Source organism: Caballeronia sp. LZ016 (assembly GCF_031450805.1).
Taxonomy (GTDB): Bacteria; Pseudomonadota; Gammaproteobacteria; order Burkholderiales; family Burkholderiaceae; genus Caballeronia.
This window is the reverse complement of sequence record NZ_JARTVY010000001.1, coordinates 2,602,741-2,616,667: the sequence shown is the minus strand read 5'-3', so window position 1 is coordinate 2,616,667 and position 13,927 is coordinate 2,602,741. Positions and strand designations below refer to the sequence as shown.

At 64.6% G+C, this 13,927-nt stretch carries 17 protein-coding genes and 1 tRNA gene; 10 read left to right on the top strand and 8 right to left on the bottom strand.

The annotated features are described in order from the left end of the window. Positions 1–461 precede the first annotated feature (461 nt). The gene (locus P9220_RS12475; RefSeq protein WP_309765131.1) at positions 462–746 is read right to left on the bottom strand and encodes a hypothetical protein; all 285 of its coding nucleotides are present in this window, start codon (positions 744–746) and stop codon (positions 462–464) included. Between the two features lie 222 nt (positions 747–968). On the opposite strand from P9220_RS12475, the gene P9220_RS12470 reads away from it, so the two are divergent. Both P9220_RS12470 and P9220_RS12465 read left to right on the top strand, forming a co-directional pair. Further along, the gene (locus tag P9220_RS12470) at positions 969–1,550 is read left to right on the top strand and encodes a hypothetical protein (protein ID WP_309765130.1); all 582 of its coding nucleotides are present in this window, start codon (positions 969–971) and stop codon (positions 1,548–1,550) included. A gap of 274 nt (positions 1,551–1,824) precedes the next feature. Beyond that, positions 1,825–2,565 carry a DUF2968 domain-containing protein gene (locus P9220_RS12465; protein ID WP_309765129.1) on the top strand — a complete coding sequence of 247 codons (741 nt, stop codon included), beginning with the start codon at positions 1,825–1,827 and terminating at the stop codon, positions 2,563–2,565. 32 nt (positions 2,566–2,597) lie between these two features. Here the strand turns inward: P9220_RS12465 and P9220_RS12460 are convergent, their stop codons facing one another. Further along, positions 2,598–2,825, bottom strand: a complete 228-nt coding sequence (locus P9220_RS12460; RefSeq protein ID WP_309765128.1) for a hypothetical protein — start codon at positions 2,823–2,825, stop codon at positions 2,598–2,600. Between the two features lie 137 nt (positions 2,826–2,962). Here P9220_RS12460 and P9220_RS12455 point away from each other — a divergent pair, with 137 nt between their 5' ends. After that, complete coding sequence (locus P9220_RS12455) at positions 2,963–3,208, top strand: hypothetical protein (protein WP_309765127.1); 246 nt, start codon at positions 2,963–2,965, stop codon at positions 3,206–3,208. A gap of 43 nt (positions 3,209–3,251) precedes the next feature. On the opposite strand, the gene P9220_RS12450 is transcribed toward P9220_RS12455, so the two are convergent. After that, the gene (locus P9220_RS12450; protein ID WP_309765126.1) at positions 3,252–3,761 is read right to left on the bottom strand and encodes a PRC-barrel domain-containing protein; all 510 of its coding nucleotides are present in this window, start codon (positions 3,759–3,761) and stop codon (positions 3,252–3,254) included. Positions 3,762–3,957: 196 nt separating this feature from the next. Here P9220_RS12450 and P9220_RS12445 point away from each other — a divergent pair, with 196 nt between their 5' ends. Beyond that, the gene (locus P9220_RS12445; protein WP_309765125.1) at positions 3,958–4,638 is read left to right on the top strand and encodes a ribonuclease HI family protein; all 681 of its coding nucleotides are present in this window, start codon (positions 3,958–3,960) and stop codon (positions 4,636–4,638) included. A 3-nt stretch (positions 4,639–4,641) separates the two neighbouring features. Here P9220_RS12445 and P9220_RS12440 read toward each other — a convergent pair whose 3' ends face one another. Next, entirely contained in the window at positions 4,642–5,385 is a 744-nt protein-coding gene (locus P9220_RS12440) for an SDR family oxidoreductase (RefSeq protein ID WP_309765124.1), read from the bottom strand. 296 nt (positions 5,386–5,681) lie between these two features. Here P9220_RS12440 and P9220_RS12435 point away from each other — a divergent pair, with 296 nt between their 5' ends. The 4 genes from P9220_RS12435 to P9220_RS12420 all read left to right on the top strand — a co-directional run bounded on the left by P9220_RS12435 (position 5,682) and on the right by P9220_RS12420 (position 9,260). Continuing rightward, complete coding sequence (locus P9220_RS12435) at positions 5,682–6,761, top strand: porin (RefSeq protein WP_309765484.1); 1,080 nt, start codon at positions 5,682–5,684, stop codon at positions 6,759–6,761. 17 nt (positions 6,762–6,778) lie between these two features. Next, a complete protein-coding gene (locus P9220_RS12430; RefSeq protein WP_309765123.1) occupies positions 6,779–7,405 on the top strand; it encodes a LysE family translocator in 627 nt (208 codons plus the stop codon). A 197-nt stretch (positions 7,406–7,602) separates the two neighbouring features. Continuing rightward, complete coding sequence (locus tag P9220_RS12425; protein WP_309765122.1) at positions 7,603–9,129, top strand: oligopeptide:H+ symporter; 1,527 nt, start codon at positions 7,603–7,605, stop codon at positions 9,127–9,129. Positions 9,130–9,183: 54 nt separating this feature from the next. Continuing rightward, positions 9,184–9,260 (top strand) — tRNA-Met (locus P9220_RS12420). Between the two features lie 318 nt (positions 9,261–9,578). On the opposite strand, the gene rpsU is transcribed toward P9220_RS12420, so the two are convergent. The 4 genes from rpsU to P9220_RS12400 all read right to left on the bottom strand — a co-directional run bounded on the left by rpsU (position 9,579) and on the right by P9220_RS12400 (position 11,431). Next, positions 9,579–9,791 carry a 30S ribosomal protein S21 gene (gene rpsU, locus P9220_RS12415; protein ID WP_006999077.1) on the bottom strand — a complete coding sequence of 71 codons (213 nt, stop codon included), beginning with the start codon at positions 9,789–9,791 and terminating at the stop codon, positions 9,579–9,581. Positions 9,792–9,959: 168 nt separating this feature from the next. Next, positions 9,960–10,292 (bottom strand): 2Fe-2S iron-sulfur cluster-binding protein, encoded by a 333-nt coding sequence (locus P9220_RS12410; protein WP_404980414.1) that lies wholly within the window; start codon positions 10,290–10,292, stop codon positions 9,960–9,962. Further along, on the bottom strand, positions 10,289–10,882 hold the full coding sequence (locus tag P9220_RS12405) for a YigZ family protein (RefSeq protein ID WP_309765121.1): 594 nt from the start codon (positions 10,880–10,882) through the stop codon (positions 10,289–10,291). Before P9220_RS12405 ends, P9220_RS12410 begins: the two co-directional genes overlap by 4 nt. An 18-nt stretch (positions 10,883–10,900) precedes the next feature. Further along, positions 10,901–11,431, bottom strand: coding sequence for an N-acetyltransferase family protein (locus P9220_RS12400; protein ID WP_309765120.1), 531 nt, complete (start codon positions 11,429–11,431; stop codon positions 10,901–10,903). 318 nt (positions 11,432–11,749) lie between these two features. Between P9220_RS12400 and P9220_RS12395 the strand changes: the two genes are divergently transcribed. Together P9220_RS12395 and P9220_RS12390 are read left to right on the top strand one after the other, a co-directional pair. Continuing rightward, the gene (locus P9220_RS12395; RefSeq protein WP_309765119.1) at positions 11,750–13,336 is read left to right on the top strand and encodes an EAL domain-containing protein; all 1,587 of its coding nucleotides are present in this window, start codon (positions 11,750–11,752) and stop codon (positions 13,334–13,336) included. An 18-nt stretch (positions 13,337–13,354) separates the two neighbouring features. Continuing rightward, on the top strand, positions 13,355–13,753 hold the full coding sequence (locus tag P9220_RS12390) for a hypothetical protein (protein ID WP_309765118.1): 399 nt from the start codon (positions 13,355–13,357) through the stop codon (positions 13,751–13,753). Positions 13,754–13,927: the final 174 nt, after the last annotated feature.

Sequence of the window (13,927 nt, the reverse complement as noted above, 5' to 3'; positions counted from 1 at the left end):
GGCGAACGGAGCGTCCGCACCGGTAGCGGGGCGTGCTTCAGCGCGTGGCCAACACGGGGTCGGGATGGGTCTGTGGCAGCAGAAATTCGCGGGCAGGGCGGGCGCCTATGTCGCGGAACATGAGAGCAGTGCGCTTTTTCAGCGGCATCTGCTTACGGGCAGTCGAATCCTGCAGCCCCCAGGCGTTTCCTATGCCATCGGATACAAACGGGAGCTTCACCGATGACGCAATCGCGCGCGTGGGCGTTGCACCGTATCTGCCGAGACTGAAATGCGAAGTGCCTTCACTGCAGGTTGCCTCATCTCACCCATGAAGAAGGCATTTAAGCGGTTGGCCCCGCAAATTGCAGCCGGAATTTTCCTATTCACGTCACGCGCAACGAACCTTTACACATTGCATCGATGCGACACAATCAATCGATGATGCCTGCGCGCATTAGGCGCAGGCATCATCACGCTGCCTACTGCTTCATCGTACCGGTCGCCTTCCCGCCACCGGCCGGCGCTGTCGAGGCATCTGGAGACATGCCTTGTTCCCGCTGCTGCATCAGCGTTCCGCTACCGGACGTCCCGGCCTGGGCGCCACCTTGCGATGCATCGTGGGAGCCCGGCGTCGGCGATGCGCTCGTTTGCCCCTGCATCGGCTTGGGGCGTTGATTCATCTGATCGCGCGACATGTCTTGCGCGAAAGTGGCTGTGCTGGCAAGCGCGAGAAGCGCGCCTGCTATTGCTGCGGTCGCTTTCATGACTGTCTCCTTGGTATCGGGCGCAAGACGCGCCGCTGCACTCGTTCAGCATCGAGCGTGCCGGGCCGTTGGCACGGTGCCGTCCCTGACTAAAACGACTACGATAAGGTGTATCAGCGCAAACTGACTGGCAATTGAATCCCGATTCATTACAATTCGCGATCCAAACAAATTTCAGCCGCCCGGAAGACGATTCAATGGCTTATTGCGACGGAGTGATTCATGTCGATCAAACTTGACGATTTATTGGCATGGAGCGAACGCTTGCCCGATGCGGACACTGAGGAAGCCAGAATGCTCCAGGCTCTGATTGCGCGGCGTGAAGCAGAGTTGAGGACGCACATCGCCGACCTGATCGCTGCCGTCAGCCAGCGTGAGAACTGGAGATTGCAGCGATGCGCGGCCACGGCCCGGCGCGTCGAACAAACGTCGATGGCTCATCTCGAAGCGGTCTACGAATATTTTCGCGATCGGAGCGAAGGCCGGCTGCATTACGAGCCGCCCGAGGTCCTCGCCGATTCACTCGGCGACCAGCCGGCGGGGCCGGACCGGCTGTGCGAGCCGGTGCTCGCACATTCGAGCCCGGCGATACCGGACGATGACATGCCGCCCGCAGCGCCCGTCATCGAATTCTATGGAAGGCTGCACTCGCTGGAAGCGCTCGTTGCGCCGACGCCCGGTATCGGCTGCGGCATCCAGGGTGTTCGGATCATGCGCATGGTCGCGTTGATGTCGAAAGCACGGTCCGCGCAGTTGGCTAATCTGCGAATCAGCGGGACACAGGCCGTTTATCGCCATTCGTGATTATCTGTAATTCTAGCCTTGCGCGCGAAACGTAATTCTGCATGAATTTTCACGTTTTGCCCGTCGATTAAAACACTGACATAGCTTCGTGAGGCTTCGATTGCATCCCCTAATCACTCGCCTATACTTGGGTTTCATCAGCCGATACTGTCGCCGCGACATCATTTGCAATCGGAATAAGCGCAAGCAACGTTGACTAAAATTGCGGGTTTCATGATTTCGCTTCGCGAACTCGCCCGCGATGCCGTGTCGGCAAGCCAACCCTGGAGTTACTGTGAAAAGCCTGCTAAGCAGACGAGGCACCCTGCTCGAAAACGCGCCGTCGTTCCTGCGGCAAAAAAACAATGCGCCGGTTCGTTTCACCGCGCCCCCGAAACCGGATGACGAAGCCGGACCCGACGACCTTCTGCCGAAGTCCGCGCCCCCGACGCCGTCCACGCGCGTGACTCCGCTGCGGCCGCTCGGCGCAGCGTCGCAGCCGGGACCGCAGGCGCTCCAAGCCGCGCAGATCGCGGAGGTCGAATGGCTGATGCAGCAATCGGCGCTCGCGACGTTTCGCACGTTCCGGAGCTTCGTCTATTCGGTGAGCCTGCTGTTCTATCCGCGCGACCTCACATACTACGCCGTGCTTCTTCACGACGACGCCGTCTGGCGTGTGCTGAAGGCCGGCGATATCGGCGCGGCCGAGCCGGCCTTCCGTCACTTCGTGGAGCAGGCCATCCGCCTCGCCGAGGCCGACATGCGGCGGGTGCATCTGCAGGCGCAGAACGATCAGTTCGCGCGGCTCATCGCCGAATCCGAAGCGCAGGTGGAACGCGTGCGCGTCGACCTGCAGCGCGGCAGCAGCCAGGACCAGGAAGTCGCGCTCAGACAGCAGGAGGCGCGCAAGGAACTCGCGCAACTGGAAGCGCGCCGCGCCGCCGCACAGGCGCAGTTGAACAAGCTGCAGCGGCAGATGCATCAGTTGACCGCGGCCAGCAACGAGAACGTTCCGTTCGTGCCGTCGGGTCGTTAAGGGCGATACAACGAAGAGAGCGCCCGTGGCGCTCAATCATCGCTTTTGGCGGCGTAGGGCGGGTGCTCCTGCGAGATGTAACTGCTGAGTCCGCGTCCGGCGCGGGCGTAGCGTTTCATCCGCTCGACATGCGCCCGGCCCGGCGTGCCGTAGTCGTACAAATAAGTGACGCCGTTGGCGAAGCGGACCCTGATGCCATCATTCAAAATCTCGAATGCGGATACGCCGGAGTTGCCGGCCAGGTTCCGATAGGGCTTCATCAACGTCCTTTGCCTTATCCGTTCGCGTCGACGCAGCGCGCAGTGCGCGAACGGCAGATTCGAAAAGCCGGGCTAAAGAACAAGCAAACCCGGCCGATATTGTTGTCATGTGTCAGCGACGGGGGCCTCAGGCTGTCATGGAAAAAGACCAATTGCCGTTTCTCGATTCGGACGATCCTCACTTTCAGCATGCACGCGCGCTGAGTCTGTCCGTTGGCGCGATTCGTCGCGCGCAAGGTAAGTGCAATCCGAACGACTTTCCGGTCGGTTCGCTCGAATGGCATTTCGCCGTCGAAGATTTCGCGAGCGATGTGCTTCGCGCTCTGATGGACGACGGCTCCGAAGCCGTCGACATTCCGCTCGGCGAACGTCCGCTCGACTAGCGATGCCGGCGCACCGCGGCGCATTCGTCGCGGCGCGCGCGCATTACAGCTTCACGCCGCCCGCTTCGGGAGCGTCCACGCCTGCTGGCGGAACGGCGCCGGTCGGGGTGAGGTCGCTCGATCGCGTGTCGCTCGACCAGTACGGCTCGCGGCCGTAATGCTGGTGAACGCTGCTCGCCCAGACCTGGTCGGCCATCGACGGCCACGCGTCCTTGTCGAAGCCCGGCGAGTTGCGCACCTGGTCGGCGGTGGCGGCGATGCGGAAGCATCGATTGTCGGTATCGAGCGTGAGCGCGCTCCACGGCACCGCCAGCAGCTTGTCGCCGATGCCGAGAAAGCCGCCGCTCGACAACACCGCGTACGCGATGCGGCCGCTTCGCACGTCCAGCATGATTTCCTTCACCGAGCCCACGTCGTGGCCGTCGCTGCTCAGCACCGGATTGTCGTCGAGCGTGCTCGCGGCCATCACGTCCGGACCGGGCCCGGCAGCCGTCGCCGCACCTTTGCCGACGATCGTCGCGCCGCCGGAAGATTGCTCCATCGGTTGATTCATGATCCGCTCCTTGCAGGTTCCAGGCCGATGCCTGGCGGGTTGTCAGATCGACGCGGTTTTACCAGCCGTGCTTGTCCGGATTCCGCGTGTCAGGTAGCAAGCCACATGCCGCCTCTTGTGCTTTTTGCGGCTGCCGACGGGTGGCTCGACAGGTGCGTCTGCTAAGCTGCGCACTCCTTCATCGAGCTTGCCGCCCATGGTCGAATTGCACGAACTGCTTGCTGTCGCCTACAGGAAAGAGCGCTTGCGAAGCCGCAGGCTCGAAAAGCACGCGGGGCTGTCGGAGCATGCGGCGCTTGTCAGAACACTCGAACAGGCGGCGGCCGGGCAGCCGTTGCGCGAACTGATCGTCACACGCCGCGCCGCGCAGGCGAAAGCGGCCGAGGCTCGGCGAACCCGCCAGCTCGAACGTGCGAATCGAACGAAGCGGCGCCCGGCGTCCGGCGATTCATCGGCGCGTCACTGTGACGCGTGGATCGGCTGGTTCGACGGCTCCGCGCTGCCGAATCCGGGCCGCCTCGGCATCGGCGGACTGTTGAAGGCGCCGCACGGTCGGAGCGTCGAAATAAGCGCGACGGCCGGCGTCGGCGACAGCAGCGCCGCGGAATATTTCGCGCTGATCGCACTGCTCGAAGCAGCGTTGCGGGAGGGCGCGACGCGACTGGTGATCTACGGCGACAGCCGCGTGGTCATCGACGACGTCGCCGCGCCCGAAGGCGCCGGCAGCCGCTCGCTCGCGGATCACGCTGCGCGAGTGCGCGCGTTGATCGCGCAGATCGGCGATGTGCGCCTGCAGTGGATACCACGCGCCCGCAACGCCGACGCGGATCGGCTGTCGCGGCAGGCGCTGGGACTCCCCGCATTGCGCGCCGCCTGAGGGTCAACCCAGTTCGCGGATGTCCGCCGTCGGCGTGCTGCCGAACGCATCGCCCAATACATAATCGATCAGCTTGCGCGCCGACTCTTCCGGCGTCGCGAGCTGGCCGTCGCGCTTCAGCGCATCGAAGCGCTCGCGCAACGGGAAACGGTCCAGTCCGGTCCCGCGAATCTCCGCCTGCATGTCGGTATCGACGACGCCGGGCGCGACGCTGCAAATCCGCAACCCCTGATTGTCATCGAGCGCGACGGCGCGGGCGTGCTGATCGAGCGCGGCTTTCGTCGCGCAGTAGATGCTCCAGCCGGGATAAGCGTTGCGTCCCGCGCCGCTCGAAATATGGACGATGCGCCGGTCCGCCGCGTCCGCGCTCGCGGCGGCGAACGCGGCGGCGATCATCAGCGGCGCGGCGACGTTCACGCTCACCGCGCGTGCGATGGCTGCGGCGTCCTGACTCGCGAGCGGCCCGACAGGCGCAAGCAGTCCCGCATTGTTCACGAGCACCACGCGATCCGCTCCGGTCACGGCCTGCCGGAGTGCGCCGTCCGCGAGCCAGGCGGTGAGGGCGGCGAGATCGGAGAGGTCGAGCTCCACTTCCTGAACCCGGCCGGGATAGCGCGCGGCGAGGTCGGCGTTGCGGTTGCGCGAGATCGCGAGGATATCGGCGTCGAGCGACAGCAGCGCGTCGGCCAGCGCCGCGCCGAGGCCGCGCGTGTGGCCGGTGACGATCGCGAGAGTCTTTTGGGGCATCGAATGGTCCGGTTGCGTGAGGGAGTGCAGTCGATTCTAGCGACGCGCTGCGAATCGCGCCGGGCCTCAATAGCGCCGAATCGGCGGAAAGGGAAGGGGCGCGACGGTCGTTCGTTGGTTCGAGGTCACAGCGAAACGCTACGCGGGTTTTTTACCTGACAAGATTGATCGCAAAATCGACAATTCTCGTCAGTCACGAAACGCATCCGGAGCATCCCATGCCGATCAGTCCAGCAGACTGCCTTCCCGCCGACAACCCAGCGCGCGGTATCCGTCGAGCGAAAGCGCGGGCCGTGATGGCCGCCTGCATCGCGTTCGTCGGCGTTCCGGCGTGTGCCTGGGCCCAGAGTTCCGTTCAGCTCTACGGCGAACTCGACACCGGCCTGGCCTATGTCAACAACGTCGGCGGCCATGCACAGTATCGGCTGACCACCGGGACCATCGACGGCAGTTACTGGGGCCTGCAAGGATCGGAGGATCTGGGCGGCGGCGCACGCGCGATTTTCCGGCTCGAGCGCGGCTTCGCGGTGTCGACCGGACAGGGCATCAACGATCATCCGATCTACGTCGGTCTCGGCACCGACGATCTCGGCACGCTGACCTTCGGACGCCAATACGACTCGATGCATGATTACTTCGCGCCGTTCACGCTGACGGGCGGGACGGGCGGCACCGCGTTCGCTCATCTGCTCGACAACGACAACGCGAACAACTCCTTCCTCGCGGCCAATTCGCTGAAGTACACGAGCGCGACCTACGGCGGCTTGAGCTTCGGCGGGCTGTACGCGTTCTCGAATCAGGCAGGCCAGTTTGCGAACAATCGCGCGTACAGCATCGGCGCCAACTATTCGGCCGGTTCCTTCAGCGCCGGCGCGGCTTATCTGCACAACAACGGACGCGGCAACACGGCGACTGGCGCTTACGACTCCCTCTCGCTGCCCGGTTCGGCGCCCGGCGCCGTGCTCACGGCGAACGTCCAGCGCCAGAACACGTTCGGCGTCGGGATGAGCTACGGCATCGGCGACTTTCAGCTCGCCGGCACGTTCTCGCGCTCGATCAACACCGCGCCCGTCGATGCCGACACCGGCGACGCGCTCGGCTCGCTCGCGCTCAACAACTACGAGGTCAACGGCATCTACAAGCTGACGCCGGCCATCCTGCTCGCGGGCATGTATGTGTACACCAACGGTGGCGGGGCGCACTGGCACGAAGGGGCGCTGCAGGTCGACTATCTGCTGGGCAAGCGCACGGATGTCTACATTGAAACGATCTATCAGCGCGCTTCGTCGCAGGCGCCGGCGATCATCAACAGCAACGACCCGGCGAGCGGGCGCAATCAGCTGATGTTCACGACCGGAATCCGTCACCGCTTCTGACTTCGGCGAGGTGAATCATGTCGCTCCAGACCTTCTCGTTGTTCGTGCCGGCGTGCTTCGCCATCAACATGGCCTTCGGTCCGAACAACATGCTGTCGCTGTCGAACGGCGCGCGGGAGGGCGTGCGCGCTTCGGTGCTGGCGTCGTTCGGGCGGCTGGCGGCGTTCGCGATCATGATCGCCGTCGCGGGACTGGGGCTCGGCGCGTTGCTGCTGGCGTCGGAAACACTGTTCACGGCTGTGAAGCTGGCGGGCGCAGCGTATCTCGTGTGGATCGGCGTGAAGCTGATGCGCTCCGGGCCATCGCTCGCGGTCAACCGCGACGCCAGCGCGCCTGCGGGCGTCGCGCGGCTGATGCGGCAGGAGTTTTTCGTCGCGGCGGGCAATCCGAAGGCGATTCTCGTGTTCACCGCGTTCTTTCCGCAGTTCGTCGATCGCACTGCCTATGCGGCGAGCTTCGCCATCCTCGGCACGATCTTTCTGCTGCTCGAACTGGTCGCGATCGTCATCTATGCGGCGCTCGGTGCGCGTCTGACTTCGCTGTCGCGCGGCGCACGCCGACTCGGATGGTTCAATCGTGCGAGCGGGGCGCTCATGATCGGCTTCGGCCTGATGCTCGCCTTCGTGCGCCGGCCGGCAGGCTGAACGCACGAATCGATCTCTTCGTTGTTTCCGATCCGCGTAGCCGCATTTCAGGATACGCGCGCGCTGCGCAAGTCCGATAGGCGATAATTGCCTTTTTCTCGCAGCCATCGTCCGGTATAGGACGATTTCCATCGTCACTACTAAACGCGTTACGCAAGAACGCGCCGCACTGCTTATCGTTGTTGAAGGATGTCCCAATGAAGAATCAAACGCCCGCGGTATCGCGGACGCGCTCGTTCACGACCATTTTCCTGATCGAAATGTGGGAGCGCTTTGGCTATTACGGCATGGCGGCGCTGCTCGTGCTGTTCATGATCGATAAACTCGGTTTCGCGGATGAACACGCGAACCTGACCTGGGGCGCATTCACGGCGCTCGTATTCGCCGCGCCGTCGATAGGCGGCTGGATCGGCGACAAGGTGCTCGGCGCCCGCCGCACGATGACGCTCGGCGCGATCGTCCTGGCCGCCGGCTACTTCATGCTCGCGCTGCCTTTCGATGCGCTCGGCTTTCTGTATGCGTCGCTGGGCGTGGTCGTCGTCGGCAACGGACTGTTCAAGTCCAACGCCGCCAATCTCGTGCGCCGCATCTACGAAGGCGATGACGCGCAGATCGACAGCGCCTTCACCATTTATTACATGGCGGTGAATATCGGTTCGACGGCGTCGATGCTCGCGACGCCTTGGATCAAGGACCATTGGGGCTGGCACGCCGCGTTCGCGGTCTGCTGCGGCGGGATGCTGCTCGGTCTTGCCAACTTCGCGCTGATGCGCCGCACGCTCGCGCACATCGGCTCGGCGCCGGACGATCGGCCGATCCGCTGGAGCCATCTGGGCGCAGTCATCGCGGGCGGCGCGGCGCTCGCGGCGGCGACGGTTTTCATTCTTCAGCATCAGGCGGTTGCGCGGGCGTGCGTGTGGATCGCCGGCGTCAGCATTCTGGCCATCTTCGGCTACATGCTCGCGCGATGCGACCGCAGCGAACGGGCCGGCCTTGTCGCCGCGCTGATTCTGACGATGCAGGTCATTCTCTTCTTCGTGTTCTATCAGCAGATGTCGACGTCGCTGACGCTCTTCGCGTTGCGCAATGTCGATCCTGCGTTTTCGATCGCCGGCGTCCAGCTCTTCACCTGGAGCGCGGCGCAGTTTCAGGCGCTCAATCCGATCTGGATCATGTTTCTGAGTCCGGTCCTCGCCGTGCTGTATGCGCGGCGCGCACGACGGGGCCGCGATATCCCGGTCGCGGGCAAGTATGCGCTCGGTTTCGTGGTCGTCGCCATCGGTTTCTTCGTGTTCGGGCTGAGCGGGCGATACGCCGTGGACGGCCGCGTGTCGTCGTGGTTCATGGTCGCGGGCTACGGACTGTATTCGCTCGGCGAGTTACTCGTGTCCGGTCTCGGCCTGGCGATGATCGCGCGCTACGTGCCGGCGCGCATGGGCGGCTTCATGATGGGCGCGTATTTCGTGGCGACGGGCGTGTCGCAGTATTTGGGGAGCCTCGTCGCGAACATGGCGCGCATGCCTTCAGGCGATCTCGATCCCCTGCATTCGCTGCCGCTTTATACGCAGTTGTTCGTCTGGCTCGGCTGGCTTGCGACGGGTGGGGCAGTGGTCGCGATTCTGCTGTTGCCGCTCCTCGGCAAGCTGTCGCGGGCGCACCATGACGCGGTGCTCGCCGCGAACGATGGCGAACGCGATCGTCTGAGCGCGGCGTCGGCATCGTGATGAAAATATTGTTTGACTTCGCGAGCGAGCCCGGTCTATAATTTCTTTCTCAGACGCGGGGTGGAGCAGTCTGGCAGCTCGTCGGGCTCATAACCCGAAGGTCGTAGGTTCAAATCCTACCCCCGCAACCAAGACATCAAGCAAAGAGCCCGGTTCAGCCGGGCTCTTTGCTTTTGTGCGTCCGGATGCTGGCCGTTGCAACGCTATTCGGTTCCGCCCAACTGACCCAACAAACACAAAAAGCCTGCATGAGCATTCACTCATGCAGGCTTTTTGCTGTCCGGCAACCGGTTCCAACGGGTGCATGCACTCAGCATGCAACTCGCGAGCTTTCGCCCATAACGCGACCTCAGGTCACGCCACGGTCTTGACGAAACCGCGACCCGCAGAGTTCCGGCCGGGCTGACCGCAACCGACAGGCGAGGGCAATGCCCGCGCCGATCAGTCGATCAATAGAATTTCTTCGGCAGTTGCGCGCGACGGATCTGCTTGCGCAGGCGAGCGACAGCAGCAGCTTTCTTGCGCTTGCGCTCGGTGGTCGGCTTCTCATACGCCATACGCGACTTGAGCTCTTGAATCAGGCCCGTGCGTTCGACGGTACGGCGAAAACGACGCATGGCGACGTCGAAAGGCTCGTTCTCTTTCAACAGTACTTTAGTCATTGAAATCTCGGTTGATCTGGCCCTGCCAGAAATTGGGGCAAAGCGCAATTGTACACTTTTTGAGAGCTGGTCCGCATCCCCTTTGAGCGAAGACGTGCTTCCAGAGGCTCGGGATTCACATCGTAGGTCGTTGAATCGGGACGACAAATCCCGGAATACCCGCGTGCGTCAGAATCCGCGCGATCGAACCGCACGCGGCGCGGCGGCCGTCGGTTTCGCATCCGGCTGATCGATCGTCACATCCGATTGCGCGAGCGCGACACAGGGAAGAGTCCAGCCCTCGGCCTTCTCTTCGGCGGTCAAGCCCGGCCAGTCGATGCGATAGCCAACCTCGCCCGCGATCAACCGGCACATGCACGCGCGACAGGTCCCGTTGCGGCACGAACTTGGCAGCGACAAGCCGGCGCGCATCGCCGCTTCCAGCAGCGAAGCGCCAACCTCCGCTTCGGCGACATGCCCGCCCGGCGCGATGGTCAGCGTAAAGGCACGCGCCCCGCTCACGCGGGCACCTCGATGATCGCGCGACCGTTCGTCAGATCGCGAAGTTCGGCAACAGCGGAGTCGCGAGCGGCGGAAGGCATGCGGACGACGAGCCGCACCGTCATTGCATAGCCGCTGTCGACGAGTTCCGCGTCGTGCTGCTCGATCCATCGGCGAACGTGCGCTTCATCGGCATAGTCGATGTCCACATTCATCAGCCCGCGCTCGATGCGCTCCACGCGCACGGCCGATTGCATCGCGGTGGCGATGGCGTCGGTGTAGGCGCGCACGAGCCCGCCCGCGCCCAGCTTGATCCCGCCGTAGTAGCGCACCACGGCCGCCAGCACGCCGTCCACTTCGTGATGCCGCAGCACTTCGAGAATGGGCCGGCCCGCCGTCCCGGAAGGCTCGCCGTCGTCGGACATGCCCGACTGGCCGCCCGCGAGCAGCGCCCAGCACACGTGCGTCGCGCCCGGATGCTCGGCGCGCAGCCGGTCCAGTTCGCGCATCGCGGCATCGCGATCGGAGACCGGAATCGCCAGCGCGATGAAGCGGCTCTTGCGTATGTCGATTTCGGCGCTGACGGGGGAGGCGAGGGTGTAGGTCGGCAAGGCTCGTAACGTCGCAGATCAGGAAACCGTCACGCCGAGCGCGCGCTGCATCAGCACGCTATCGACCCATCCGCCGAGCTTGAAGCCGACATTGCGCAGCACGCCGACGTGCTCGAAGCCGAGCCGCGCATGCAGCGCGATCGAGCCGGCGTTGCCGCTGCTGCCGATGACCGCGACCATCTGCCGCCACGGTCCCTCCTCGCAACGCGCGATCAGCGCCGACAAGAGCGCGAAGCCGATGCCGCGCCCGCCGAAACCATCGGCGACATAGACGGAGTCTTCGATCGTATGCCGATACGCCGAGCGCGCCCGATACGCCGATGCATACGCATAGCCCGTGACCTCGCCGTCGATTTCCGCGACGAGATAGGGCAGGCCCGCCCCGACGATGGCGGCATGGCGCGCGCGCATTTCATCGGCGCAAGGCGGGGCCTCTTCGAACGTGGCGAGCGCGTGAAGCACGTAATGCGCGTAGATGCGCGCGAGCGCGTCGCTGTCGCCGGGCTCGGCATCGCGGATCACGGGCTGGCGGGCGCTGGATGAAGTCATGGCTGTTCCGGATGGAAGGACGGTCTTGCACCACGCGAGACGCGCTGCAAGCCGGAATTCTCTCACGCCGTCCAGGGCAAATAAATGCGCGGCGGGCCGTGCGCCAGACCACGGAAACCACGACTTATTGCCGAATTAAAACGTTGAAGCGCGCGACAGCCGGACTCTACACTTACTCGCTTGTGTAGCGATTCGCATTCGCGGCTTCCCGCCCCGCGCCGGCACGACGAAACCCTCCCGGCGATCCACGCGGCGTTCGCCCGGCGACCCGCGCAACGGCGAGGAGCCGCTCGCTTCGCGGCGCGACCATGACACGCAATGAACAACTTTCAACGTGGGGCGCTTGCGGCGCTTCTGATCGTCATCGTGGGGATTGCGGCGCTCGCGCCTGCGGGGATCGGCTTTGTCGTCGCGGCGCGCAGCGAGCGGCAACAGCGCGTCGAACGGCTGAGCATCGTCGCGGACGCCGCGCTTTATCGCGCCGAGGACATCACGCGGCGTCTGTCGGGCGCGCTCGGCGAAATCGGCAAGGTGAACGAAACGCCGTGCTCGACGCCGTATCTCCACGCGTTGCGCCAGATCGCCCTCACGCACGAACAGGTCCGCGACGCGGGCGCGTACGATCGCGACGGCCGCTGGCAATGCTCGTCGCTGCTCGGCGCGGTATCGGCGGGTACGTTCGACGGCCTCACGCTGCCGCCGCCCGACTGGCGCTCGTCCGATGGCCTCAGCGCGTGGTATGGCCTCGCGCGTCTGCCGGGCGGAAAGGACTCGCTCGTGATGGGCCGCGACGGCTTTTATATCGCCGCCGATCCTTCCTTGTACGTCGACGGCATCGATACGGACATCGCGCCCGAGGGCCGCGTCGCCGTCATCAATACCGAAGCGCGGCGGGTGATCGCCGGCACGCCTTCGACCGATGCCGCCGCGGTCCTCGCCGTCTACAGTCAGAACTTGCCGCCCCCGGATTGCGCGGCCGTCGCCGTGCGCCAGTCGGCGTCGATGCCGCTCGCGGTCGTCGTCAGCACGCCGCGCGAAAGCTGGCGGCAGCGCTTGCGCACGCTGCCGTGGGGTTGGCTCTTCGGCGGCGTCGCGGTCGGTCTCGCATGCGCGTGCTGGGCGGCGTATTTCGTCGTGCGCAGGATTTCCCCGCGCGGACAATTGAGCGATGCGGTGCGGCGGCATCAGTTCATCGTCGCGTATCAGCCGATCGTCGACCTTGCGACACGCCGCTGCGTGGGCGCGGAAGCGCTGGTGCGCTGGAAGCATCACGACCGCATCGTGCGCCCGGATCATTTCATTCCGCTCGCGGAGCACGGCGGCCTCATTCAGGCGATCACCGATCAGGTGCTCGACACCGTCCTCCTCGAACTCGGCGATTTCCTGCGGCACTACGACGATTACTACGTCTCCGTGAACCTGTCGGCGTCCGATCTGACGACGCATCGTTTCCTCGACGTGCTCGGTCCCGCCATCGAGCAGCAGGGCGTGCGGCCGCAGCAGATCCGCATCGAGGCGACCGAGCGCGCGTTCCTCGACGCGGACGCCGCGAAGGACGTCATCAGCGCATTCCGGCGCGCGGGCCACGCCGTCTATCTCGACGATTTCGGCACCGGCTATTCGAGCCTGTCGCATCTGCAGTCGTTCAGCGTGGACGGGCTGAAGATCGACAAGTCGTTCGTCGATACCGTCGGCCAGGACGCGGCGTCGAGCAGCGTGGCGTCGCATATCATCGAGATGGCGGCGACGCTCGACGTGCAGGTGATCGCCGAGGGCATCGAGCGCGAGGAGCAGGCCGCGTATCTGCGCGCACGCGGCGCACAGTTCGGGCAGGGCTGGCTTTTCTCGCCGCCGCTGACCGCCGCCGATTTCATCCGCTATGCGGGCGAGACGCGTACCAGTTAAATCAACAAGGCAAAGTTCATGGACGATCACACTGCGGTTTCCTTCCTTCGCGACGTGCGGCATCCGCTGCTCGCGCTGCATCGCGCCGTGCTCACGCATTTGCGCACGAAACACGAGAGCGAGTTCGGGCCGGTATCGCCCGGTGAGTTTCTGCAGATCGTCATCAACGGCACCGCGTATCGCTGGCTCTCGCCGTTGTCGACGGCAATCGCCGCCATCGACGACGTGCTCGACGACCCCGAAGCCACGCCCGACGCGCGCGTCGCCCACGCCAGAGCGGTCGCCGCGATGTTTCGCGCCGAGACGCGCGACGCGGAATTCGCCGAGCGGTTCCTGCCGCTGTTGCAGGAAAGCCCGGACATCGCCGTGGCCAACGGGCATGTGGTGCAGGTGGTGCGGAGCGCGGCGGGCGGCTAGCGCGCATCTTCTATCGAAAAAGCGACGCGAAAAGCACAGGTTTCGCCCGCCGCACGCATTCGGGTTTGCACGGCTATCCCCGGGGCGCGGCCCTTGTGCGGCGGGGCTGAACGGCTCGCGCGTCCGCAAAGAGGCGCTTGCTGCATCGCAATAAAACAATACCGCCTCGTTTGA

What these genes read in the sequence shown, in the direction of transcription:
- P9220_RS12440 (WP_309765124.1), bottom strand. Translation starts at nt 5,385, where the DNA reads ATGCCCCAAAAGACTCTCGCGATCGTCACCGGCCACACGCGCGGCCTC.
- P9220_RS12445 (WP_309765125.1), top strand. Translation starts at nt 3,958, where the DNA reads ATGGTCGAATTGCACGAACTGCTTGCTGTCGCCTACAGGAAAGAGCGC.
- P9220_RS12470 (WP_309765130.1), top strand. Translation starts at nt 969, where the DNA reads ATGTCGATCAAACTTGACGATTTATTGGCATGGAGCGAACGCTTGCCC.
- P9220_RS12395 (WP_309765119.1), top strand. Translation starts at nt 11,750, where the DNA reads ATGAACAACTTTCAACGTGGGGCGCTTGCGGCGCTTCTGATCGTCATC.
- P9220_RS12425 (WP_309765122.1), top strand. Translation starts at nt 7,603, where the DNA reads ATGAAGAATCAAACGCCCGCGGTATCGCGGACGCGCTCGTTCACGACC.
- P9220_RS12390 (WP_309765118.1), top strand. Translation starts at nt 13,355, where the DNA reads ATGGACGATCACACTGCGGTTTCCTTCCTTCGCGACGTGCGGCATCCG.
- rpsU (WP_006999077.1), bottom strand. Translation starts at nt 9,791, where the DNA reads ATGACTAAAGTACTGTTGAAAGAGAACGAGCCTTTCGACGTCGCCATG.
- P9220_RS12430 (WP_309765123.1), top strand. Translation starts at nt 6,779, where the DNA reads ATGTCGCTCCAGACCTTCTCGTTGTTCGTGCCGGCGTGCTTCGCCATC.
- P9220_RS12400 (WP_309765120.1), bottom strand. Translation starts at nt 11,431, where the DNA reads ATGACTTCATCCAGCGCCCGCCAGCCCGTGATCCGCGATGCCGAGCCC.
- P9220_RS12460 (WP_309765128.1), bottom strand. Translation starts at nt 2,825, where the DNA reads ATGAAGCCCTATCGGAACCTGGCCGGCAACTCCGGCGTATCCGCATTC.
- P9220_RS12450 (WP_309765126.1), bottom strand. Translation starts at nt 3,761, where the DNA reads ATGAATCAACCGATGGAGCAATCTTCCGGCGGCGCGACGATCGTCGGC.
- P9220_RS12455 (WP_309765127.1), top strand. Translation starts at nt 2,963, where the DNA reads ATGGAAAAAGACCAATTGCCGTTTCTCGATTCGGACGATCCTCACTTT.
- P9220_RS12435 (WP_309765484.1), top strand. Translation starts at nt 5,682, where the DNA reads ATGGCCGCCTGCATCGCGTTCGTCGGCGTTCCGGCGTGTGCCTGGGCC.
- P9220_RS12475 (WP_309765131.1), bottom strand. Translation starts at nt 746, where the DNA reads ATGAAAGCGACCGCAGCAATAGCAGGCGCGCTTCTCGCGCTTGCCAGC.